The organism is Halomonas caseinilytica, from assembly GCF_001662305.1.
GTDB classification, from domain to species: Bacteria; Pseudomonadota; Gammaproteobacteria; order Pseudomonadales; family Halomonadaceae; genus Halomonas; species Halomonas caseinilytica.
The window spans coordinates 96,271-116,490 of record NZ_BDEP01000014.1 but is presented as its reverse complement, the minus strand read 5'-3'; the positions used below and the strand labels follow the sequence as shown (position 1 = coordinate 116,490).

The following is a 20,220-nucleotide window of genomic DNA, read 5'->3' as shown; positions in this document are numbered from 1 at the left end:
AGGATTGAGCGCTAGTTTCGGGCAAGGTTTGCAAACACAGCATCTAACGAAAGGCGCGGTAAACGATCCATGCGTAACCACCAGCCCACTGTTGCTATCGTCATCCCCTGTTTTAATCGATGGCCCCGCGTCTGCGAGGCCATCGATTCCGTGCTTTCGCAAACCTGGCTCAACACGCACTGCATTGTCGTCGATGATGTCTCCACCGATGGTAGTTATGCGCAGCTGGAAGAGCACTATAGGGCAGAGCCCCGGGTATCGCTTCACCAGTTGGCGAGCAACCAGGGACAGTCGGCTGCGAGGAATCATGGCGTAGCGCTCAGCGATGCAGCCTATGTCGGCTTCCTGGATTCCGATGATCTTCTCGTCGAGTCTGCCGTGGCCAATCGAATGCAGGTGGCCCAGGATGACCCCGACTTCGAGGGACTCATCTTCAGCGATCCGATTGATACCGTTACCCACCGCTCCCTTCTTCCCGGAAAGAAGGAATATTCAGCCCCGCTTACCCTCAGCGAATACATTGACGACATGGGATGGCTGCATACGAACAGCTTTCTCATGAAGCGCAGTGCCTTCACGGTGTCAGGCGGGTTCAACGAGGAGCTGCGCAAGAAGGAAGACGTCGAGTTTTTCCTGAGGGCGCTGGCAAGAGAAGACGGACGCTATGCCACGGGGCCGTGCTGTATGGTTCGAGACGTGGAGGAACATCGCGCTCGGCACGATCATGAACGAATCATTCGTCAGGGGGAACGCTTCATCGAAGCCGTCAAGATGAATCCAATTCTGATGAATAGGCTGACACAGGAGCAGGCCAAGAAGCTGTTGGAGGCGGATACAAGGTCGGTGCTCCAGTCGCTTTACCGCATGAAGCAGGGCAAAAGGTTTCGTAGCACATTGCGAGATGCCATCGTCAATGGAAAGCTGAAACTGGATGCACGGCTGTTGAAGCGCTACTTGCTCTCTTTTCTCAGGTAACCGCGGCGAGGCAGCGCACTCTCGATCCGGTTGGTGACCCAGACAGAGATGTTTCACGTGAAACAATACGGGCACGTGTCGTGAAGGGGGAGGCGCGTGGCCGAGTAACGTCCAGAACGAGAAGGGGCCTGTTTCACGTGAAACAGGCCCCTTTGCCGTTTACCGGACTTTCACGGTGAATCGCCCGGTCAGTGCTGTAGTTCCGCGATATCCGCAACCTCGAGGAACAAGGCCTGAAGATTGGCCAGCAGGGCCAGGCGGTTACGTTTTACCGCTTCATCATCGGCCATGACCATCACTTGATCGAAAAAGCGATCCACGGGCTCACGCAGACTGGCGAGGACATCCAGAGCATCGCTGTAGCGGGCTTCAGCGAAAAGCGGGGCCACCTTCTCCCGGCAGTGGGACAGTGCCTCGGCGAGTTCACGCTCGGCTTCCTCGGCAAGCAGAGAGGCATCGATCTCGAGGGACGTCTCGACATCCTGCTTGGCGAGGATGTTGGAAACCCGCTTGTTGGCGGCGGCCAGGGCGGCGGCTTCCTCGCGACTGGCGAACGCGTGCACGGCTTGCAGGCGACGAGCAAAATCCAGAGGCTTGGTTACCGGGCGGGCGCGTACGGCGAGGTAGACCTCAGCCTCGATGCCTTCATCGCGGCCCCAGGCCCGGAAACGATCCAGCATATAGGCCAGGACCTCGTCGACCAGACCCTCGGAATAGGGCAGCTCCTGATGCTGGGCAGCGGCCAGTTCGAGGAGCTCGCGAAGGTCCAGATCCAGCTCGCCCTTGATCAGGATGTTGAGTACCCCGATGGAGGCACGACGCAGGGCAAAGGGGTCCTTGGTGCCGCTGGGCCGTTGGCCGATGCCGAAGATGCCGGTCAGGGTGTCCAGACGGTCAGCAAGGGCCAGGGCCAGACCGGTACGTGTGCTGGGTACCTCGTCACCGGCAAAGCGCGGCAGATACTGCTCCTCCAGAGCATGGGCCACCTCGGCAGCCTCGCCATCGTGGGTAGCGTAGTAGCGTCCCATGGTGCCCTGGAGTTCGGGGAATTCCTGCACCATCTCGGTCACGAGATCACACTTGGCCAGTTCGCTGGCGCGCCGGGCATAGGCCACGTCGCCATCGATGCGACCGGCGATGAAGGCCGCCACGGCCGCGCTGCGGTGGGCCTTGTCGGCCAGGGTGCCGAGCTGCTGCTGGAAGACGACGCTGGCTAGCTCCGCCGTGCGCTCGGCCAGCGGACGCTGCCGGTCGGTATCGTAGAAGAAGGCCGCGTCGGCCAGGCGCGGCCGAATGACTTTTTCGTTGCCCTGAATGACCAGGTCGGGCGCCTGGCTGTCGATATTGGCAATGGTGATGAACTGGGGCCTGAGCTGGCCGTCGTCATCCAGCAGGTGGAAGTATTTCTGGTTGGCCTTCATCGAGGAGATGAGACACTCGGCGGGGACTTCCAGGAAGCGTTCGTCGAAGCTGCCGGTCAGCGCGACAGGCCACTCGACCAGGCCACTGACTTCGGTCAACAGTTCCTCGTCGATCACCGCGGTGGCGGCCTGGACTTCGGCTTCGGCGAGGACCTGTTCACGAATGCGTTCGCGACGTTGCTCGCGATCCGCCAGCACCCAGGCGTTCTCCATGGCGCTCAGATAGTCGTCGGCGTGACCGAGCTCGATGGGATCCGGCGCGTGAAAACGATGCCCACGGGTGGTGCGGCCAGCCTGGAGTCCCAGGGCGGAGGCATCGACGACGTGTTCACCGAAGAGCATGACGAGCCAGTGAGCGGGGCGAGAGAACTCGACTCTCGAGGCGCCCCAGCGCATGTTCTTGGGCACCGGCAGGGAGTCGATGGATTTCTCGACGATGGCGGGCAGCAGGGTCGTGGTTGCCTCTCCCGGCTGCCGTTCGCGATAGCCCAGCCAGGTTCCCTTGTCCGTTTCGAGATGGATCAGCGACTCGATGCTGACGCCACAGGAGCGGGCGAAGCCCTCGGCGGCCTTGGTCGGCTCGCCGTCCTTGAAGGCGGCAGCCAAGGAGGGGCCGCGGCGTTCGACTTCGCGATCCGGCTGCTTGTCGGCCAGCGAGGCGACCTGAACGGCCAGGCGCCGCGGACTGGCATAGGCCCGAATGTCGCCATGTTCGATATCGGCATCGTCCAGGCCTTGTCGAATCCCGTCGGCCAGGGCGTCGGACAGGGTGTCGATCGCGCCTGGCGGGAGTTCCTCGACGCCCAGTTCGAGCAGAAAGGTATCGGCAGCCATCTCAAGCGTCTCCCTGTTCGGCAGGCGACTCGTTCGCCAGCAGTTCTTGGCGCAGGGCCTCGGAAGCCAGCGGGAAGCCGGCGGCCTTGCGAGATTCATAGTAGGCATGGGCCACGTTGCGGGCCATGGTGCGTACGCGGAGGATGTAGCGCTGCCGCTCGGTCACGGAAATGGCATGCCGGGCATCGAGCAGGTTGAAGGTATGCGATGCCTTCAGGGTCTGCTCATAGGCGGGCAGGGGCAGGCTGGCGTCGAGCAGCTTGGCGCACTCGCGCTCCTGATGATCGAACGCCTCGAAGAGGGCCGGAACGTCGGCATGCTCGAAATTGTAGGCGGACTGCTCGCGCTCGTTCTGCAGGAAGACATCCCCGTAGGTGACCTTGGTGCCGTCCGGCGCGACCGTCCACACCAGGTCGTAGACACTGTCGACGTCCTGTACGTACATGGCGATACGTTCGAGGCCATAGGTCAGCTCGCCGGTAACGGGGTAGCACTCCAGCCCGCCGGCCTGCTGGAAGTAGGTGAACTGCGTCACCTCCATGCCGTTGAGCCAGACCTCCCAGCCAAGCCCCCAGGCGCCCAGGGTAGGGGACTCCCAGTTGTCTTCGACGAAGCGGATGTCATGGACCAGGGGATCGATGCCGAGACACTTCAGGGAGCCAAGATAGAGGTCCTGCAGGTCCGCCGGAGAAGGCTTCATGACCACCTGGAACTGATAGTAATGCTGCAGGCGGTTGGGATTCTCTCCATAGCGACCATCGGTAGGCCGACGGGACGGCTGCACGTAGGCGGCGTTCCAGGTCTCGGGGCCGATGGAGCGCAGGAAGGTGGCCGTATGGAAGGTCCCGGCCCCGACCTCCATGTCCAGGGGCTGGAGAACCACGCAGCCCTGTTCGGCCCAGTACTGCTGCAGGGCCAGTATCAGGCCCTGAAAGGTTGTCACGTCTGGCGTCGACTGTGTCATTGCGAAAGCACCGTTGGCCATGAATTCACGAGCCGTCAAGTATACAATCACAGGCAGATCGGTTATAGGCGCAGGCCCGGAGTAAGAGGAATCCCATGATCGTAGTGACAGGCGGAGCCGGCTTCATCGGCTCGAATCTGGTCAAGGCTCTCAATGAACGAGGCCATGACGATATCTTGGTGGTCGACGATCTTCGCGACGGCACCAAGTTCATCAATCTCGCCGACTGCACCCTCGGCGACTATCTCGACAAGGACGACTTCCTGTCTCGGGTCAGGGCTGCCCTGCGCGGCGAACAGGCGCATCTGCCGCCCATCGAGGCAATCTTCCACGAAGGGGCATGTTCCGATACCACGGAGTGGGATGGCCGCTTCATGCTCGAGAACAACTTCGAGTATTCCAAGGAGCTGCTGAATTTCTGCCAGCTCAAGGGGATTCCCTTCCTGTATGCGTCCTCCGCCGCGACCTATGGTGGTAGCGAGGTGTTTCGGGAAGACCCCGAGCACGAGAAGCCGCTGAACGTCTATGGCTACTCCAAGCTGCTCTTCGACCAGTACGTCCGTGCTCGGCATCACGAGTTCGAGAGCCAGGTAGTGGGCTTTCGCTACTTCAATGTCTATGGTCCCCGGGAGCAGCACAAGGGCAAGATGGCCAGCGTGGCCTATCACCATCACACCCAGATCAGCAGCGGCGAGAACCTGAAACTGTTCGGTGCCTGGGATGGCTACGAAGCGGGCATGCAGAGTCGAGACTTCATCTACGTGGGCGACGTGGTGGACGTCAACCTGTGGTTCCTCGACAACCCCAAGGCCTCGGGCATCTTCAACCTGGGAACCGGGCGAGCTGAACCCTTCAAGGCCATCGGCGATGCCGTGATCGACTATTATGGCCGCGGTCGCATCGAATACATCGATTTTCCCGAGAACCTCAAGGGGCGTTACCAGAGCTATACGCGGGCTGACATCGAACGGCTGCGCGAGGCCGGCTACGACCGTGAGTTCCGCACCGTTGCCGAGGGGGTGCGAGCCTATCTGGAGTGGCTGAATGCCTGAGGCCGCTTCCGGGGAGCGCATCCTGGTCGTGGGCCCGTCTTGGGTCGGCGACATGGTCATGGCGCAGAGCCTGTTCAAGACCCTCAAGACAAGGCAGCCAGGCGCCTACATTGGCGTTGTGGCACCGGCCTGGTCGCGCCCGATACTCGAGCGCATGGAGGAGGTCGATGAAGTGGCTCCGCTGGAGGTCGGGCATGGCGAGTTCGGCTGGGCGACACGACGTCGACTGGCTGGAGAGCTGCGTGGCCGCTTCGACCGGGCCCTTGTCCTGCCGCGCTCGTGGAAATCGGCACTGGTCCCGTTTCTGGCGCGTATTCCTCATCGCACCGGCTTTACCGGCGAACAACGCTATGGCCTGCTCAATGATCGACGCCGACTCGACAAGTCGGTGCTCGACCAGACCGTCAAGCGCTTCGTGGCACTCGGCCTGTCGGCCGACGAGGCAGAACGGGGCGATTTCATGTTGCCCAGGCCGGAGCTGCGTCGTGATACAGCGAACCTGGAACGACTGCGCGAAACGCTTGGCCTGAGTACGCGCCCGGCCATCGCCATGATGCCGGGAGCCGAGTACGGGCCGGCCAAGCAGTGGCCCTTGCCTTACTTCCGTGAACTGGCCGAAGCGCTGGTGGCCAGGGGCCATGAGGTTCGCGTTTTGGGGGGCCCCAAGGATGCTGCGGCTGGCGACAGGATCGCCGAGGGGCTCGAGGGGGTGCATAATCTCTGCGGTCGGACTCGCCTGGGTGATGCCGTGGACCTGCTCGCGGATTGTCGGCAGGCGGTTACCAATGATTCCGGGCTGATGCATGTGGCAGCGGCCTCGGGCACTCGGGTCCAGGCGATCTATGGTTCTTCTTCACCCGCCTACACGCCACCGCTGACCGATGATGCCGAGATCCATTACCTGGCACTGGAATGCTCGCCCTGCTTCGAGCGTACCTGCCCACTGGGACACACCAACTGCCTGAATCACTTGCCCCCGGAGCGTTTGCTGCGCGCCATTTGCGACTAGTCCTGCTCTCGGCGGCCTTGATGCGGGGTTGCGGGTTTCACTCCGCCGCTTCCGCCGCCGGCCCCTCGGGGAGTCGCCAGGGCGACGTCCGCGATGCGTCATCCGGGGCCATGCCCTCGATGTCGAGCCCTTGCCAGAGGCGCTCGTGAAGCGCGGTTTCTCGCCTGAGCTGGTCGTTGAGAACCTTCAAGCCATGCTGTTCGATCAGGGTCGGTTCGTCCGAGAGCAGCGACACGCCCAGCCCGGCGCGATGCCAGTCGATGACGAATCCCATGGCCTCGAGCACCGTGGGCAGGATATCCATGGTCGAGGCTTCGACCTTCATGCGTCGCGGCACGAGATCGTTGCCGAGCAGCATGAAGGTGTTGCTGCGCGGGCCGGCAGTCAACTGCTCCCAGGCCGAGACGCGCATCGATAGGTGATCGCTGGCGATGACCACCAGCGTATCCTTCAGGAGTCCCTCGCCGGCGAGGCGTGTCACCAGCTCGTGCACCATGCGGGCGGAGCACTCGACACTGTAGAGAATATCCGTGCCATCGAATTCGCCTTGGTGCTTGCGACATGCAGCAGGCGGGTAGCCGTATGGCGGGTGCGTGGCCAGGCTCAGGTTGACCAGTCCCCAGGGGCCATCCGTCTCTTCCAGGCGTCGAATCTCCTCGACGGTCAGAGAGTATAGGTCGTCGTCGTAGAGGCCCCAGCTGTTCAAGTCGTCTGGATCGTCCAGCCTGGGTGCGAGATCGTCGCGCCCCAGGACTCGCGAGAAACCATGCCCCTCGTAGAACTTGCCCTTGCCAGCGAAGCGCTTGCTGGCGCCTCCCATGTAGGTCAGAGAATAGCCTTGCTCGGCGAGCAGGTCGCCCAGGCAGGAAACCCCGGGTACGACCTGCTCGAGTGGCTCCAGTTGGCTGTCGTGGAGCAGCCCCGCTGGCATCAACGGAACCCCGCACTGGCTGGCGATCATGCCGGCCATGGTCCAGCCGGTATTGTCGATCTGGCGAACGCCCTCGAACACCACACCCTGATCGCCCAGGGCACCGAGCGGTGCATAGACATCGCCGAAGCGCTCGTGATCGGCGTAGGTACGCTCCAGGCTCTCCAGGTAGATGACCAGCAGGTTGGGTGGAGAGGATGGTTTCTCGAGAATCACCGGCGAGACGTAACGCTGTTCGAGCCAGGCGCCTTCCTCGGCGACGATGGCCGCGCTGCGTTGGCCGATGTTGTAGAGCAGCGGGTTGGTGACCAGCAAGGCCAGGGCCAGCCAGCGTTCCAGCCTTCGCCAACGATGGTCGTGACGGATCAACCAGGTGAAGGCCGCCAGGATCGGGAACATGGCCAGCGTGTAGAGCACGGCGACGATGGTACGTTCACCGCCGCCGTGCTCGCTGATGCCGGCCTGCAGATGGAAGAACACCGCACCGAGGTCGACGATACCGAAGCTGTCGGCGAGATAGACATAGATGCCCCAGAAAATGAGCGGTACGAGCGACCATGGCCAGCCACGTGCCGGCGCCTGGCGTGATGGGGCACCCCAGCGCAGGGCATGTGCCAGCAGCAGCCAGCCGGCAGCGATGGGCGGCAGCATCCAGTACGGCAGCCGGGTGACCGTCACGGCGGCATGGCCCAGGGCCAGGCCGAGGGTCAGCAGTGCCCACCAGCGGGGTTCCCGCAATCCCTCAGGCAGGGGGCGTTCAAGCATCATCGGGGGTCGCGCGTTCGTTCTCGTAGAGTTCGTTCAGCTTGGCATACTTCATGTAAGCGTGAAACGCCGTAGTCATGGCGACCGTGAAACCGTCCGGGCCCTGGAATATCCCCCCCTTGAGGATCAGCTTGCGCAGGGTGGCGCTGGCCGCGTGGAGCACGGGGCGATACCGCGAGGGGGGCTTGCCGCGCTCCTTCATGGCCCAGGCATCGCGGCTGGAGAGCTGATCGATACGGGTGATCCAGTGGGACAGGTCGCGATAGGTGAAGTGGCGGATGTGCACGTCGAGATCGACCACCGAGGGTGCCTGGACCGAGGAATGCGCCTTCTTGGGCAAATAACCCGAGGTGGTGCGGTTGTACAGTCGTGTGACCGGATCGGGATAGAAGCCTGCCGCACGGATCCAGTGGTTACCGGCGAAGTTGCGCCGCCTGAAGCGATAAGCCTGCTGGGGATCGTCGAGCGCCAGCGCCTGGATTGCCTGGACCGCATCGTCGTCAAGGCGTTCGTCGGCGTCCAGAGCGAGAATCCAATCGTGGCTTGCCTGAGGGACGGCGAAGGCCTTCTGGGGGCCGTCACCCAGGTAGGGCTGGTGAATGACCCGGGCGCCGGCATCTTCGGCCAGACACACGGTCTCGTCCGCGCTGCCGGAGTCGACGACGATGACCTCCTCGCAGACGCGTTGCAGTGAGGTGATGCAGTCGACAACGTTGTCCGCCTCGTTGAGCGTGATGATGATACCGGTAATGGAAGTCATGTTGTGCTGGGCTCGCTTGTCGGAGACGACGCCAGGCGTCGGGCGATTTGTTCGGCGGCGGCTTCCAAGTCGATGGCGTGCATGTCGGTTTCACCGGCCTCAGCGGGAGGACGGAAGGCGAGGCGCCGCGTCGCGTCGTTGCAGGTCTGCCAGCGCAGGGGCGTTGCCGAGCGCCGGGCAGGATAAAAGCCGGCAGTGGCACGGTTCAGGCAGCCAGCGATGTGCAATGGGCCGGTGGAGCCGGCGATGAACAGGTCTGCAGCCGCGAGACTCAGGGCGAAGTCGCCGAGGCCGTCGCGTGCCGGCAGCCGATGGGCATCGAGTGCCATGCCTTTCAGGGTCCGGTGCAGAGCGTCGGCATTGTCTTCCTCGCCGGGGCCGGCGGTCAGTATCCATGATGGCGCGCTGTTTTCGTCCAGGCGAGAGGTGACATCTTGCGCCAGTCGCGCATAGGCTTCCGCTGTCAGGTTGACTGCCGAACCACCACTGCCGGCGTGCAGGAATACCCAGGGGCGCTCGGGATCGAGGGCCAGTTCCTCGGCGATGCGGTGGCGCTGAGCGCCTTGCTCTTGCGCGGACAGGGGCCAGTAGGGCGGCGCTGGACGTGTCGGCTTGGGCAGTGCGAGGGCATCCAGCAGGGCCTCCGCCAGTTCCATGTTGTAGACGTACTCGGGTTTCGCCGAGCGGGACCTGCGCTGGGTGATGCGGTGGTTGTAGAATAGTTGAGCCCACTTGGTGGCCGGCGCCAGGCGCAACGGGATACCGGCACGCCAGCCCAGCCAGCCGATGCGAGGCGTGGAGAACAGGGTCAGCAGGGCGTCGACGTCGGCCGCGCGAATTTGGGCCAGCACGTCTTGCCTGGCTTCTCGCCCGGCGCCGTCGCCCGGATCGACGATGACCTCATCCACCCAGGGGCAGAGCCGCGCCATGGGGGCGGTGTAGCCGGGCACCAGGACACTGACGTGAGGCGTGGGTTCACTGGCCTTCAGGCAAGCCAGGGCCGGCCAGGCAAGCATGAAGTCGCCGAGCTTGTCGTTGCGTACGACCAGCAGGCGAGGCGGCTGTTGGTGCGAAAAATGTGTCATCGGGACCCCCGAACCCCGATACCGCGAACGGAGGACGCCTTGAAACCCAAGGTCATGCAGATCTGCCTTTCCGACGGCTGGGGTGGACTCGAAATGTATCCGGCTCGGATTATACCTGAGCTGGCTCGGCAGGGGTGGGAGGCTCATGGCCTGGCCCTCGAAGGCTCACGTGTCGCCTCGAGCCTCATGGCGGCTGGTGTCCACCCCTTGACGTTCGTTTCCCGAGAGCAGGCGCTGTGGCGAGTCCGGCGTATCCTGACCTACTTGAGGGCCCATGATATCGGGGTGCTGCATTGTCACAAGTCCAGCGATCTTCGGCTGGGGGCGCTGCTCGTCAGTCTACGTCCGGAACTCAAGCTTGTCTTCACCGACCACATGGGCGTTACCCGACCCAAGCGCGATCCTTTTCATCGCTGGAGTTACGGCAAGGTGAGCCGCCTGTTCTCGATCAGCGAGGCAACGCGACGGCGCAATCTGAAAGCCTTTCCGCTGCCGGCCGAACGGATCCGTCGGCTTTATCTGGGCATCGACCCGGCGCCTTATGCCGATGATCTCGGGGCCAGCGAGAAGGCGGCGCTGCGTGCCGAACTGGGCATACCGGAAGGGGCAGTGGCCATCGGGTTGCCGGGGCGCATTACTCGGGGCAAGGGGCAGGCGCTCTGGGTCGAGGCGCTGGGTCGGCTGGCCGAAAGGGGCCCTGGCCAGGCTTGGCAGGGAGTGCTGATCGGCGGGCTCGCGGCGGATGAGGGAAGCGACGAAGCGGTCGTTGCCGAGCTGCGCGAGCGCGTTGGCGAGCTGGGGCTCGCGTCGCGAGTGAGCTTCGTCGGTTTCCGCTCCGACCTGCCGTCTTGCCTGAAGGCGCTGGATATCGTCTGCGTGCCGTCGCGCAACGAGGCCTTCGGCCTGACGGTCATCGAAGCTATGGCGGCTGCCCGCCCGGTGGTGGGCTCATCGAGCGGGGCCATTCCCGAACTGATCAACGAGCAGACGGGACGGCTTGCCGACCCCGATGTGCCGGAGGCCTGGGTCACGGCGCTGGTCGAACTCCTGGAGGACGTCCAACTGCGTGAAAGACTCGGGGCGGCCGGTCGGCAGCGCGTTCAGGAGGCATTCACGCTGGCGGGCCATGTGGCGGCCCTGGTCGAGGAATATGCCGGTCAGGAGGGCGCCTCGGAGACATAGCCCTGCCGGACGATATCGATGGCTGAGGGCGCATCGAACTTCGTCAGCGAGCGAGCCAGGCGCTCGAGGTTGGCTTCCCGCCAGCGGCCCGGGGAGCGCAGTCGGCATCGGTCCAGGTCGATCAACCAGACCGTTTCCGAGGCATCGACCAGCAGGTTGCGGGCATTGAGGTCCACATGGTCCAGCCCGGCATCGTGGAAGCGGCGAATGGTGGTGCCGACACGGCGCAGCAAGGCCGCGTCAGCCTCGGGAAGACAGTCGGCCAGGGCACGGGCACCAGGCAATCGGACGGTGATCAGGCCGGCTTCGTAGGCGAGACCGTGGCGGGTCACGCCGGCGGCCACCGGGCGTGGCACGGGCAGGTCGAGCGCATGAAGGTGAGCGGTCAGGCGCATCTCGCGAAAGGCGCGGGAGCGCTCCGCTCCGCACCACAGGTAACGCTCGGTGCTGATTCGGGCGATGAGTCCGCCGCGGCGGTAGGGGCGCAGTACCCACTGCTCGTCGCCAACCTGAAGAAACAGGCTGGCGCCGCGCCCCGGTGCTTCGCCGATGACGGTGCCCGTCTGGCGCCAGTACCCGGGATCGAAGAGATGCGGCCCGATTTGTGGCGTCCCGCAGGCGTCACATAAACTATCCGCATCATATAGAATGCTTACCTTTCCTGTTCGATACGTTGCCAATCGCATGAAGCATCCTCTGCCCGCCCGACCCGAGCACATCGGTGTGCTGCGTCTCTCCGCCCTGGGCGATGTCTGCAACCTGGTACCGACGGTTCGCGCTCTGCAACGCCAATGGCCCGAGGCGCGCATCACCTGGATCATCGGCAAGGGCGAGCACAGTCTACTGGCCGGGCTTTCCGGGGTCGAGTTCATCGTCTACGACAAGTCCTCCGGGCTTTCGGGCATGCGTGAGCTCTGGCGGCGCCTCGCTGATACCCGCTTCGATGTGTTGCTGCACATGCAGCAGGCACTGCGCGCCAGCGTGCTGTCGCTGGGGCTCAAGGCGGACCTGCGCATCGGTTATGACAAGGCACGTGCCAAGGATGCCCAGCACTGGTTTACCCATCGCCAGCTTGCGCCTCACCCGCGCGCCCATGTCCTGGAGTCCTTTCTCGACTTCGCCCGCCTGATGGGGGTCGAGGACCTTTCGCTGGACTGGTCGCTACCCGTGCCCGAAAGTGCCCGCCGGGAAGCCGCCGGTTTCACGTCGGGCAGCCCCTACCTGCTGATGAGCCCATGTGCCAACCCGCGCCTGCGCAACTTTCGCAACTGGTCTGCCGAAGGCTACGCGACGGTAGTCGAGCATGCCTGGGTGCAGCACGGCCTGAAGACGGTATTGACCGGTGGCGGCAGTACCCAGGAGCGCGAGATGGGGCAGCGCATCGCGGCGCAGGCCCAGCCCGGCGCGGTCATCGATGCGATCGGGGAGTCCTCGCTCAAGGGTTTGCTGGCACTGATCGATGGAGCGCGGGCGGTGATCGCGCCGGATTCGGGGCCGGTGCACATGGCCAATGCCATGGGTACACCTACCGTCGGCCTGTTCGCCACCACCAATCCTGAGCGCGCAGGGCCCTATCGCTGGCAGGATTTCGTGGTCAATCGCTATCCCGAGGCGGTGCGCACCTACTTGCACAAGGATCCTGACACCCTGTCCTGGGGGCAGCGTGTCCGTCATCCCGACGCCATGTCGCTGATACGTGCCGATGACGTGATCGATCGACTCGAGGCATTGCTGGCCATGCCCGCGCCTCGCAAGCAAACGGAGTTCCCTGATGAAACTTGACCTGACCGCTCTGGAGCGCTCGCGCCTGCTGGTGGTGGGCGACGTCATGCTCGATCGCTACCTGCATGGCGGCACGTCACGCATCTCTCCCGAGGCCCCGGTGCCCGTGGTCAGGGTCGAGGAGGATGAGGATCGCCCCGGGGGCGCTGCCAACGTGGCGCTCAATATCGCCTCGCTCGGTGCCCGGGCCGCCCTGGCCGGCCTGGTCGGCGATGATGACAATGCTGACCGGCTGATGCATCGTCTCGAAGATGCCGGTGTAAGCACTCACTTCTCTCGTAGTCCCGATATACCGACCATTACCAAGCTGAGGGTGATGAGCCGCAACCAACAGTTGATCCGGCTCGATTTCGAGGAAGGGTTGGGCAAGGTCGACACCCATGGGCTGTCGGTACAGGTGGAAGAGGCGCTGCCCAAGGCCGACCTGGTGATCCTTTCCGACTATGGCAAGGGCACTCTGAGCGATGTTGCTGCCCTGATCGCCCGTGTGCGCGCTGCCGGCAAGCGGGTGCTGGTCGACCCCAAGGGCAGTGATTTCAGCAAGTACCGGGGAGCCAGCGTGATCACGCCCAACCTGGCCGAGTTCGAGACGGTGATGGGCCCTTGCCCCGATGATGCCACGCTGGCGGCTCGCGGTGAGGCACTGCGCGCCGAGCTGGAGCTCGAGGCATTGTTGATCACGCGCAGCGAGAAGGGCATGACCCTGATCCGCGAGGGGTTCGAACCGCTTCACCTGCCGACCCGGGCCCGGGAGGTCTTCGATGTGACCGGCGCCGGCGATACCGTGATCGGCGTGCTGGGGCTGGCGCTGGCGGCCGGTCATGGCTTCCCCGAGGCCATGACGCTCGCCAACCTGGCCGCCGGTCTGGTGGTGGCCAAGCCCGGTACCGCGACGCTGTCCATCGCCGAGCTCTACACGGCGCTTCACGGTGACAAGCTGGCCGAATTCGGTGTCATCGACGAGGCGCCATTGTGCGATGCGGTACGTGCCGCCCAGGCCAGGGGCGAGCGCGTGGTGATGACCAATGGCTGCTTCGACATCCTGCATGCCGGCCATGTGGCCTACCTTGAGCATGCCCGCCAGTTGGGCGACCGGCTGGTCGTGGCGGTCAATGACGACGCCTCCATCGCACGCCTCAAGGGCGCGTCCAGGCCGATCAACCCCCTGGCGCGACGCATGCAGGTGCTGGCCGGCCTGGGCGCCGTCGACTGGGTTGTGCCCTTCGCCGAGGATACCCCGCAGCGGTTGATCGAGGCGGTGTTGCCCGATGTGCTGGTCAAGGGCGGCGATTACCGCCCCGAGCAGATTGCCGGGGGCGAGGCGGTGCGTGCCGCCGGGGGAGAGGTGAAGGTGCTGGGCTTCGAGGACGGCGTCTCCACGACCGCGATGATTTCCACCATCCTCGATCGGGAACGCTGATGGCCGGCGGCCACCCCTGGGCGCGCCGGCTCTATTCCGCCGCCTTGCTGGCGCTGGCACCGTTGCTCTGGTGGCGCGTATGGCGCGAGCACCGTGCCGGTCGTTCCCGGGGCGAGCGGCTTGGCTGGATTCCTGCCTCGTCAGCCGCCGAGCGTCCGCTGTGGCTGCATTGTGCCTCGGTCGGCGAGGTCCAGACCGCATGGCCGCTGATCGAGGCCTTGCGCCACCGCTATCCGCAGCGCCGTCTGGTGATCACCACCATGACGGCCACCGGTGCCGAACGTGCCGTGGCGCTGGCGGAAAAGCTCCGCCACGCGGGCGATGGCGCCGAAGTGAGTCATTACTTCCTGCCGCTGGATTTTCCCTGTGCCGCACGGCGTTTCGTCACTCGCCTGCGCCCAGGACTGGCGATCTTCTTCGAGACCGAACTCTGGCCCAATCTGCTGGCCGCTTGTTCGCGGCGTGGCGTGCCCGTTGCCGTGGTCAACGGGCGGCTATCGACGCGCGCCTTTCGTACGTATCGACGCCTGCCCCGCCTGATGCGAGAGGCGTTGTCCCATGTCGCTTGGCTGGGTGCCAAGTCATCCCAGGACGCCGAACGCTTCGAGGCGCTCGGCATGGCGGCGCAGGCCACCACGATAACCGGCTCGTTGAAGTTCGATATTGCCTTGAATGACGAGGCCTTCGATGTGAGTGAGCGCTTGCGCACCATGCTGGGTGAGCGCCCGGTCTGGGTCGCTGGCTCTACGCACTCGGGTGAGGACGAGGTACTGCTGGCGACTCACGCCAGGGTGCGCGAGACATTGCCCGAGGCGTTGCTGATTCTGGTGCCGCGCCATCCCAGGCGCTTCGAGGCGGTGGCCGAGCTCTGCGCCGAGCACGGGCTGGCCTGTGCTCGGCGATCGAAAAGCGAGACGCCGGATGCTGAAACCGCCGTTTATCTGGGCGATACCATGGGCGAGTTGCGCGCTCTTTATGGTGCCGCGGACCTGGCCTTCGTCGGCGGAAGTCTCGTACCGGTAGGAGGGCACAATCTGCTCGAGCCGGCGGCCATGGGTGTGCCGGTACTGACTGGTCCTGAACTGGCCAATTTCGAGGATGTGGCCGAGATGCTGCGTGAGCACGATGCCCTGGTGGAAGTGGCCGATGGGAACGACCTGGGATCGACCCTGACGCGCTTGTTCGGCGAGCCGGCGGAGAGGCGCCGGCTCGCCGAGGCCGGCCGAACGGTGGTCGAGACCAATCGGGGCGCCTTGGTCCGCACCCTGGAAGGCCTGGACGCACTTCTTCCTGAGTGAGTGATCACTTACTCACCTGACGGAGTCAGACGCTCCACGCCCTGATCAGTGCCTAGCAGCAGCACATCGGCGCCCCGGGCGGCGAACAGGCCGTTGGTCACCACGCCGGCAATGCTGTTGAGCCGGGCCTCCATGGCTTCGGGATCGTCGATCATGAATTCATAGCAGTCGAGGATCTGGTTGCCGTTGTCGGTGATCACCCCCTCGCGATAGACCGGATCGGCTCCCAGCCTGACCAGTTCCCGGGCCACATAGGAGCGCGCCATGGGGATCACTTCCACAGGCAGCGGGAAGTTGCCCAGGCGCTCGACGCGCTTGGAGGCGTCGGCGATGCACACGAAACGCTCTGAACAGGCGGCGACGATCTTCTCTCGGGTCAGGGCTGCGCCGCCGCCCTTGATCATGTGGAAGTGAGCGTTCACTTCGTCCGCACCGTCGACATAGACGGGAAGCGTGCCTGTCTCGTTGAGCTCGAAGACATCGATGCCGTGGCCTCGTAGTCGCTCGGCGGTCGCTTCCGAACTGGCCACCGCGCCGCGAAAGTCGCCGCGCAGCGTGGCCAGCTTGTCGATGAAGCGATTGGCGGTAGAGCCGGTGCCTACGCCGATGACGACGTTGCGCCCGAGTAACGGGCGGATCTCGTCGAGGGCGGCGGCGGCCACGGCATCCTTGAGTTCGTCTTGAGTCATGTCCTGCTCGCTGTCCGGTAGGTGGCGAATGCGGCGCCATTATAGGCCATGTCGTCGTCTCGTGCTGGACGCCGTAGCAGGCGGAATGCTACCAATAAGGGTTCCCTTCATGCCGCATCGGGACGCATCGGGTGCCACTGTGGCGCCTGCCGCTCCCGCGGTTCTCATGCGCTACCCCATTGGGATATCAGGATGCTCGAAGCCACCGTCAAGAAAATCCTCCAGGCCCGGGTCTATGAAGCGGCCCGGGAAACGCCGATCTCGCCGGCTCCCCTCCTTTCCCGTCGATTCCACAACCAGATCCTGATCAAGCGCGAGGACCTGCAGCCGGTCCACTCCTTCAAGATTCGCGGCGCCTACAATCGCATGGCCCAGCTCACCGACGAGCAGAAGGCCAAGGGCGTGATCGCCGCCTCAGCAGGCAATCACGCTCAGGGGCTGGCGATGGCCGCCAAGCAGATGGGCGTCAAGGCGGTGATCGTGATGCCGCGCATCACGCCGGATATCAAGGTTCAGGCCGTGCGTGGCTGGGGTGCCAAGGTGGTCCTCAAGGGCGATGCCTTCGCCGCCGCCGCCGCTCATGCTCAGGAATTGATCAAGGAGCACGGCTACACCTATATCCCGCCTTTCGACGATCTCGACGTCATTGCCGGCCAGGGTACCGTTGGCATGGAAATTCTTCGTCAGCAGGCCGGGCCCCTGGATGCCATCTTCGTGCCGGTGGGAGGCGGTGGCTTGATTGCTGGCATCGCGGCCTACGTCAAGTACCTGCGCCCGGAGATCAAGGTGATCGGCGTGGAGTCGGAGGACAGCGCCTGTCTCAAGGCCGCGCTGGAAAGCGGCGAGCGCGTGACGCTCGATCAGGTCGGCGTCTTCGCCGAGGGGGTGGCCGTGGCGCAGATCGGCGAGGCGCCCTTCGCGATCATGCGCGACCTGGTGGACGATGTCATCACGGTCAACACCGACGAGATGTGCGCCGCGGTGAAGGACATCTTCGAGGAGACCCGAGCGGTGTCCGAGACCTCTGGGGCGCTGTCGCTGGCGGGCCTCAAGAAGTACATCCAGTCGACTGGTGCCACCGGGGAGACGCTGGTGTGCATCAACTCCGGTGCCAACACCAATTTCGATCGCCTGCAGCACATCGCCGAGCGTACCGAGCTGGGCGAGCAGCGCGAAGCGATCCTGGCGGTGACCATTCCCGAGCGTCCCGGCAGCTTCAAGAAATTCTGTCGGACCATCGGCAAGCGCATGGTCACCGAGTTCAATTATCGCTATGCCGATCCCGAGCGGGCGCACATTTTCGTCGGTGTTCAGGTCAAGCCGGGCGGCGAGGATCGCCAGGCCGTGATCGACAAGCTGCGCGGTGCCGACTATCCGGTGGAAGACCTCACCGACAACGAGCTGGCCAAACTGCACATCCGGCACCTGGGGGGCGGGCGCCCGAAGGAACACTTCGAGGAAGAGGTGTATCGCTTCGAGTTTCCCGAGCGCCCCGGTGCCCTGATGAACTTTTTGACGCATCTCCCTCAGGACTGGAACATTTCATTGTTCCATTACCGCAATCACGGTGCCGCCTATGGGCGCGTGCTGGTGGGCATGCAGGTGCCCAATGGCGATCACAGCCATGTCGAGGGATACTTTGATGAGATCGGGTATCGCTACTGGAAGGAGAGCGATAACCCGGCATATCGCCTCTTCATGGCGTGAATCCCTCCGGTGTGAGCGCTGACTCACTTCCAATTGCCTGACTGATCGGGCGCGTTTCGCGACTTTCCCGGGCGTGACTGTTGTCATGTCCGGGTCCTTCGGCTACTCTCACAACCCAAAGAGCATCGGCTGGGGTGTTTTCCGGGAGATGGCGACATCGTCGCCGGGGAAACGCGGCCGTTTCCAACACGATAACGGCAGAAGCTGCCGGACGAGCAGGGAGTCGACGATGAAGCGCAAGCCCGATCTGATCATGGTACTGGTGCTGTTGTTCAGCATCGCGGTCGTGGTGACCGGCTATGCCCAGGCACTGGCGGGCGACTGATAGCGACTTTCATCAGCACGCTCTGATGGCATGAACATGAGACGGCCGATGCGTGATGCATCGGCCGTCTTGATGTTGGGGGCCGTCTCTAGCGCGCAGGGCGACTCAGGGGCGTAGAATCCGGCGATCGCTGACGATGGCGTCCAGAGGCACGTCCCAGGGCGCTACCGGGAGGCGCGTGACGCGCTGGCAGTCGTGGGCCAGGCCGATCAGGCGAGGTCGGGGGCCGGGGCGTTGGGTGAAGGCGAGAGTGCGATCGTAGAAGCCGCCTCCCATGCCGATGCGCTGGCCGTCATCGTCGAAGCCGACCAAGGGCAGGAGGATGACATCCAGAGTCCAGGTTGCCTGACGTCGCGCGCGGTGCGCGCCATGACGGGTGTCGGGTTCGGGAATGCCGAAACGATTGGTCACCATTGGGGTGTCGCCATGGTAATGGACGAACCAGAGGGTATTGGGTGCCAGGGGGCGCAATACCGGCAGATAGGCGCGGGCTCCACGTTCCCTGAGCCAGGGCAACAGAGGCGTCGGATCGATTTCGCCGTCATTGGGCAGGTAGAGCGCCACACGCCGGGCTCTGAAGACTTCCGGCAGTCGACGCAGGGCATGGCATAGCCGCGTGGCGGCGGCCTTCTGCTCGCGTCGATCGAGTTCGCGTCGACGCCGCCGCAGTGCTTGGCGCAGTTCGCGTCGTGTCGTGGGTGCGGCTGGATCCTGCATGACGTTCATGATGGATGAAGTTCCCCAGAGTGCCGCTGTCGTTCTGGCCCTTGAACCCATTGGTTCAAGGTGGGTGGCCGCAGTCGAACCGTCAGGCTTTCCGTCTCACGGACATGCACACGGGTCCGACTAGCTGTTGGCCCCCTGGGTAATGCGCATAGGCTCGAGGGACGATAACGACTGGCGAACACCCCAGGGAACGATTCCTATCCTAGCAGAGCCGCCGGCCTGGCCAAAGGGAAGAATCCCTTCAGCGCCCGGGGGCATCGGAAAGCGCCTTCTCGAGACGCTGGTTGAGCTCGCTCAGGCTCTGCTCGCCGGCACGTTGCTCGTCCTGGGTCTCGAGCAACTCGTTGGCGATGTTCAGGGCCGCCATGATGGCGACCTTCTCGCGGTCGACCACCTTGCCCTGGGCATGGATGCCCTGCATGGCGCGGTCCAGGTAACGTGCTGCACGTTCGAGTTTGCTCTCCTCGTCCGGCGGGCAGGCGATGACGTACTGCCGATCCAGCAGGGTGATCTCGATGGTGGGCCGTGAAGAGTCGCTCATGGGTGCTCCGGAGGGGGCCGAGGGCGCGTCTCGGGGGCTCGATGCGTTAACATCGAGGGGAATACGAACTTTCAGTCACTATAAGAGAGCCGTTCAAGCGCGGTCAACGCGTGCGGGGCTCCACCATGGATCGCGTCATGTCATTGATCAACGAACGCCAGGATTTTTCCACCATCGCCGACACCTTCCTGCTGCATGGCAGCATGCAGTCTCCGGCCTTCCTGGACGGCCGCCTGTGCGCCTCGCTGGCGTTGCACGATCTCGATGCCGAAGGCTGGCTGGAGATGGTCTGCCTCAACCTTGGCGTCGAGCAGCCCAGAGACGAGCCGTCTGCCGAGCGTCTCCTGGGCTGGCGTCGCCAGACGCTGGAGGCCTTGTCCGCAGCGGAGATGAACTACGAACCCCTGCTGCCCGATGAACTGTTTTCGCTGGCCGAGCGTGCGCAGGGCCTCCAGGAATGGACCCTGGGCTTCCTCGAGGTGGTGCGGGATGCCGGCGACGAGCCGCGCAGGAACTGGTCGGATTCGCTCAGGGAAGCCATCGACGATCTGAGCGGATTGACGGATATCGAGACTGACCTCGATGACAGCCCTGAAAACGAGAACGATCTGTTTGCCCTGACTGAGCACGCCAGAATGGCTGCCATGTTGCTCTATACCGAGCAGCATCCCGGCAAGCCGCAGGTGGAACAGGTCGAGGAGCCGGGCCCGACCCACTGACTCTTACCCTTATCTTGGTGTGTCCAGGAGCTGCC

18 protein-coding genes and 1 other RNA gene are annotated in these 20,220 nt (G+C 64.0%); 9 read left to right on the top strand and 10 right to left on the bottom strand.

Annotated elements, in window-relative coordinates; translation table 11 throughout:
* Nucleotides 1-69 precede the first annotated feature (69 nt).
* Nucleotides 70-975 carry a glycosyltransferase family 2 protein gene (locus A9O65_RS08245; RefSeq protein ID WP_064701845.1) on the top strand — a complete coding sequence of 302 codons (906 nt, stop codon included), beginning with the start codon at nucleotides 70-72 and terminating at the stop codon, nucleotides 973-975.
* A 188-nt stretch (nucleotides 976-1,163) separates the two neighbouring features.
* On the opposite strand, the gene glyS is transcribed toward A9O65_RS08245, so the two are convergent.
* Nucleotides 1,164-3,230: a glycine--tRNA ligase subunit beta gene (gene glyS / locus A9O65_RS08240; RefSeq protein WP_064701844.1), complete on the bottom strand. Its 2,067-nt coding sequence runs from the start codon at nucleotides 3,228-3,230 to the stop codon at nucleotides 1,164-1,166.
* 1 nt (nucleotide 3,231) lies between these two features.
* Nucleotides 3,232-4,194: a glycine--tRNA ligase subunit alpha gene (gene glyQ / locus A9O65_RS08235; protein WP_064700010.1), complete on the bottom strand. Its 963-nt coding sequence runs from the start codon at nucleotides 4,192-4,194 to the stop codon at nucleotides 3,232-3,234.
* 95 nt (nucleotides 4,195-4,289) lie between these two features.
* Between glyQ and rfaD the strand changes: the two genes are divergently transcribed.
* Nucleotides 4,290-5,246 (top strand): ADP-glyceromanno-heptose 6-epimerase, encoded by a 957-nt coding sequence (gene rfaD / locus A9O65_RS08230; protein WP_064699898.1) that lies wholly within the window; start codon nucleotides 4,290-4,292, stop codon nucleotides 5,244-5,246.
* Entirely contained in the window at nucleotides 5,239-6,255 is a 1,017-nt protein-coding gene (gene waaF / locus A9O65_RS08225) for a lipopolysaccharide heptosyltransferase II (RefSeq protein WP_064699897.1), read from the top strand. The genes rfaD and waaF overlap by 8 nt, the downstream gene beginning before the upstream one ends.
* Nucleotides 6,256-6,292: 37 nt before the next feature.
* Here the strand turns inward: waaF and A9O65_RS08220 are convergent, their stop codons facing one another.
* The 3 genes from A9O65_RS08220 to A9O65_RS08210 are packed head-to-tail and all read right to left on the bottom strand — an operon-like array spanning nucleotide 6,293 to nucleotide 9,796.
* Nucleotides 6,293-7,954 carry a sulfatase-like hydrolase/transferase gene (locus A9O65_RS08220; RefSeq protein ID WP_064699896.1) on the bottom strand — a complete coding sequence of 554 codons (1,662 nt, stop codon included), beginning with the start codon at nucleotides 7,952-7,954 and terminating at the stop codon, nucleotides 6,293-6,295.
* The gene (locus A9O65_RS08215; RefSeq protein WP_064701843.1) at nucleotides 7,944-8,711 is read right to left on the bottom strand and encodes a glycosyltransferase family 2 protein; all 768 of its coding nucleotides are present in this window, start codon (nucleotides 8,709-8,711) and stop codon (nucleotides 7,944-7,946) included. Before A9O65_RS08215 ends, A9O65_RS08220 begins: the two co-directional genes overlap by 11 nt.
* Nucleotides 8,708-9,796, bottom strand: coding sequence for a glycosyltransferase family 9 protein (locus A9O65_RS08210; RefSeq protein ID WP_064701842.1), 1,089 nt, complete (start codon nucleotides 9,794-9,796; stop codon nucleotides 8,708-8,710). The genes A9O65_RS08215 and A9O65_RS08210 overlap by 4 nt, the downstream gene beginning before the upstream one ends.
* A gap of 39 nt (nucleotides 9,797-9,835) precedes the next feature.
* Here A9O65_RS08210 and A9O65_RS08205 point away from each other — a divergent pair, with 39 nt between their 5' ends.
* Nucleotides 9,836-10,978 carry a glycosyltransferase family 4 protein gene (locus tag A9O65_RS08205; RefSeq protein WP_244534482.1) on the top strand — a complete coding sequence of 381 codons (1,143 nt, stop codon included), beginning with the start codon at nucleotides 9,836-9,838 and terminating at the stop codon, nucleotides 10,976-10,978.
* On the opposite strand, the gene A9O65_RS08200 is transcribed toward A9O65_RS08205, so the two are convergent.
* Nucleotides 10,954-11,664, bottom strand: a complete 711-nt coding sequence (locus A9O65_RS08200; protein WP_064699893.1) for a 3-deoxy-D-manno-octulosonic acid kinase — start codon at nucleotides 11,662-11,664, stop codon at nucleotides 10,954-10,956. The genes A9O65_RS08205 and A9O65_RS08200 overlap by 25 nt on opposite strands.
* Here A9O65_RS08200 and A9O65_RS08195 point away from each other — a divergent pair.
* The 3 genes from A9O65_RS08195 to waaA are packed head-to-tail and all read left to right on the top strand — an operon-like array spanning nucleotide 11,663 to nucleotide 15,478.
* Nucleotides 11,663-12,760 carry a glycosyltransferase family 9 protein gene (locus A9O65_RS08195; protein WP_064699892.1) on the top strand — a complete coding sequence of 366 codons (1,098 nt, stop codon included), beginning with the start codon at nucleotides 11,663-11,665 and terminating at the stop codon, nucleotides 12,758-12,760. The two genes, A9O65_RS08200 and A9O65_RS08195, sit on opposite strands and share 2 nt — an antisense overlap.
* The gene (gene hldE / locus A9O65_RS08190; protein WP_064701841.1) at nucleotides 12,750-14,180 is read left to right on the top strand and encodes a bifunctional D-glycero-beta-D-manno-heptose-7-phosphate kinase/D-glycero-beta-D-manno-heptose 1-phosphate adenylyltransferase HldE; all 1,431 of its coding nucleotides are present in this window, start codon (nucleotides 12,750-12,752) and stop codon (nucleotides 14,178-14,180) included. The genes A9O65_RS08195 and hldE overlap by 11 nt, the downstream gene beginning before the upstream one ends.
* The gene (gene waaA / locus A9O65_RS08185) at nucleotides 14,180-15,478 is read left to right on the top strand and encodes a lipid IV(A) 3-deoxy-D-manno-octulosonic acid transferase (protein ID WP_064701840.1); all 1,299 of its coding nucleotides are present in this window, start codon (nucleotides 14,180-14,182) and stop codon (nucleotides 15,476-15,478) included. The genes hldE and waaA overlap by 1 nt, the downstream gene beginning before the upstream one ends.
* Before the next feature lie 8 nt (nucleotides 15,479-15,486).
* Here waaA and rpiA read toward each other — a convergent pair whose 3' ends face one another.
* A complete protein-coding gene (rpiA, locus tag A9O65_RS08180) occupies nucleotides 15,487-16,167 on the bottom strand; it encodes a ribose-5-phosphate isomerase RpiA (protein ID WP_064701839.1) in 681 nt (226 codons plus the stop codon).
* Between the two features lie 192 nt (nucleotides 16,168-16,359).
* On the opposite strand from rpiA, the gene ilvA reads away from it, so the two are divergent.
* Entirely contained in the window at nucleotides 16,360-17,874 is a 1,515-nt protein-coding gene (ilvA, locus tag A9O65_RS08175) for a threonine ammonia-lyase, biosynthetic (RefSeq protein ID WP_064701838.1), read from the top strand.
* Between the two features lie 430 nt (nucleotides 17,875-18,304).
* Here ilvA and A9O65_RS08170 read toward each other — a convergent pair whose 3' ends face one another.
* The 3 genes from A9O65_RS08170 to A9O65_RS08160 all read right to left on the bottom strand — a co-directional run bounded on the left by A9O65_RS08170 (nucleotide 18,305) and on the right by A9O65_RS08160 (nucleotide 19,466).
* Complete coding sequence (locus tag A9O65_RS08170; protein ID WP_137055263.1) at nucleotides 18,305-18,925, bottom strand: 5-formyltetrahydrofolate cyclo-ligase; 621 nt, start codon at nucleotides 18,923-18,925, stop codon at nucleotides 18,305-18,307.
* An 8-nt stretch (nucleotides 18,926-18,933) separates the two neighbouring features.
* Nucleotides 18,934-19,118, bottom strand: a non-coding RNA gene (gene ssrS / locus A9O65_RS08165) — 6S RNA.
* Between the two features lie 48 nt (nucleotides 19,119-19,166).
* Nucleotides 19,167-19,466 (bottom strand): cell division protein ZapA, encoded by a 300-nt coding sequence (locus A9O65_RS08160; protein ID WP_064699887.1) that lies wholly within the window; start codon nucleotides 19,464-19,466, stop codon nucleotides 19,167-19,169.
* A 137-nt stretch (nucleotides 19,467-19,603) separates the two neighbouring features.
* Between A9O65_RS08160 and A9O65_RS08155 the strand changes: the two genes are divergently transcribed.
* The gene (locus A9O65_RS08155) at nucleotides 19,604-20,185 is read left to right on the top strand and encodes a UPF0149 family protein (RefSeq protein WP_064699886.1); all 582 of its coding nucleotides are present in this window, start codon (nucleotides 19,604-19,606) and stop codon (nucleotides 20,183-20,185) included.
* Nucleotides 20,186-20,220: the final 35 nt, after the last annotated feature.

Bases quoted from the DNA above. Each gene is read 5' to 3' on its own strand.
- A9O65_RS08245 (WP_064701845.1), top strand. From the start codon at position 70: ATGCGTAACCACCAGCCCACTGTTGCTATCGTCATCCCCTGTTTTAAT.
- glyS (WP_064701844.1), bottom strand. From the start codon at position 3,230: ATGGCTGCCGATACCTTTCTGCTCGAACTGGGCGTCGAGGAACTCCCG.
- glyQ (WP_064700010.1), bottom strand. From the start codon at position 4,194: ATGACACAGTCGACGCCAGACGTGACAACCTTTCAGGGCCTGATACTG.
- rfaD (WP_064699898.1), top strand. From the start codon at position 4,290: ATGATCGTAGTGACAGGCGGAGCCGGCTTCATCGGCTCGAATCTGGTC.
- waaF (WP_064699897.1), top strand. From the start codon at position 5,239: ATGCCTGAGGCCGCTTCCGGGGAGCGCATCCTGGTCGTGGGCCCGTCT.
- A9O65_RS08220 (WP_064699896.1), bottom strand. From the start codon at position 7,954: ATGATGCTTGAACGCCCCCTGCCTGAGGGATTGCGGGAACCCCGCTGG.
- A9O65_RS08215 (WP_064701843.1), bottom strand. From the start codon at position 8,711: ATGACTTCCATTACCGGTATCATCATCACGCTCAACGAGGCGGACAAC.
- A9O65_RS08210 (WP_064701842.1), bottom strand. From the start codon at position 9,796: ATGACACATTTTTCGCACCAACAGCCGCCTCGCCTGCTGGTCGTACGC.
- A9O65_RS08195 (WP_064699892.1), top strand. From the start codon at position 11,663: ATGAAGCATCCTCTGCCCGCCCGACCCGAGCACATCGGTGTGCTGCGT.
- A9O65_RS08200 (WP_064699893.1), bottom strand. From the start codon at position 11,664: ATGCGATTGGCAACGTATCGAACAGGAAAGGTAAGCATTCTATATGAT.
- hldE (WP_064701841.1), top strand. From the start codon at position 12,750: ATGAAACTTGACCTGACCGCTCTGGAGCGCTCGCGCCTGCTGGTGGTG.
- waaA (WP_064701840.1), top strand. From the start codon at position 14,180: ATGGCCGGCGGCCACCCCTGGGCGCGCCGGCTCTATTCCGCCGCCTTG.
- rpiA (WP_064701839.1), bottom strand. From the start codon at position 16,167: ATGACTCAAGACGAACTCAAGGATGCCGTGGCCGCCGCCGCCCTCGAC.
- ilvA (WP_064701838.1), top strand. From the start codon at position 16,360: ATGCTCGAAGCCACCGTCAAGAAAATCCTCCAGGCCCGGGTCTATGAA.
- A9O65_RS08170 (WP_137055263.1), bottom strand. From the start codon at position 18,925: ATGAACGTCATGCAGGATCCAGCCGCACCCACGACACGACGCGAACTG.
- A9O65_RS08160 (WP_064699887.1), bottom strand. From the start codon at position 19,466: ATGAGCGACTCTTCACGGCCCACCATCGAGATCACCCTGCTGGATCGG.
- A9O65_RS08155 (WP_064699886.1), top strand. From the start codon at position 19,604: ATGTCATTGATCAACGAACGCCAGGATTTTTCCACCATCGCCGACACC.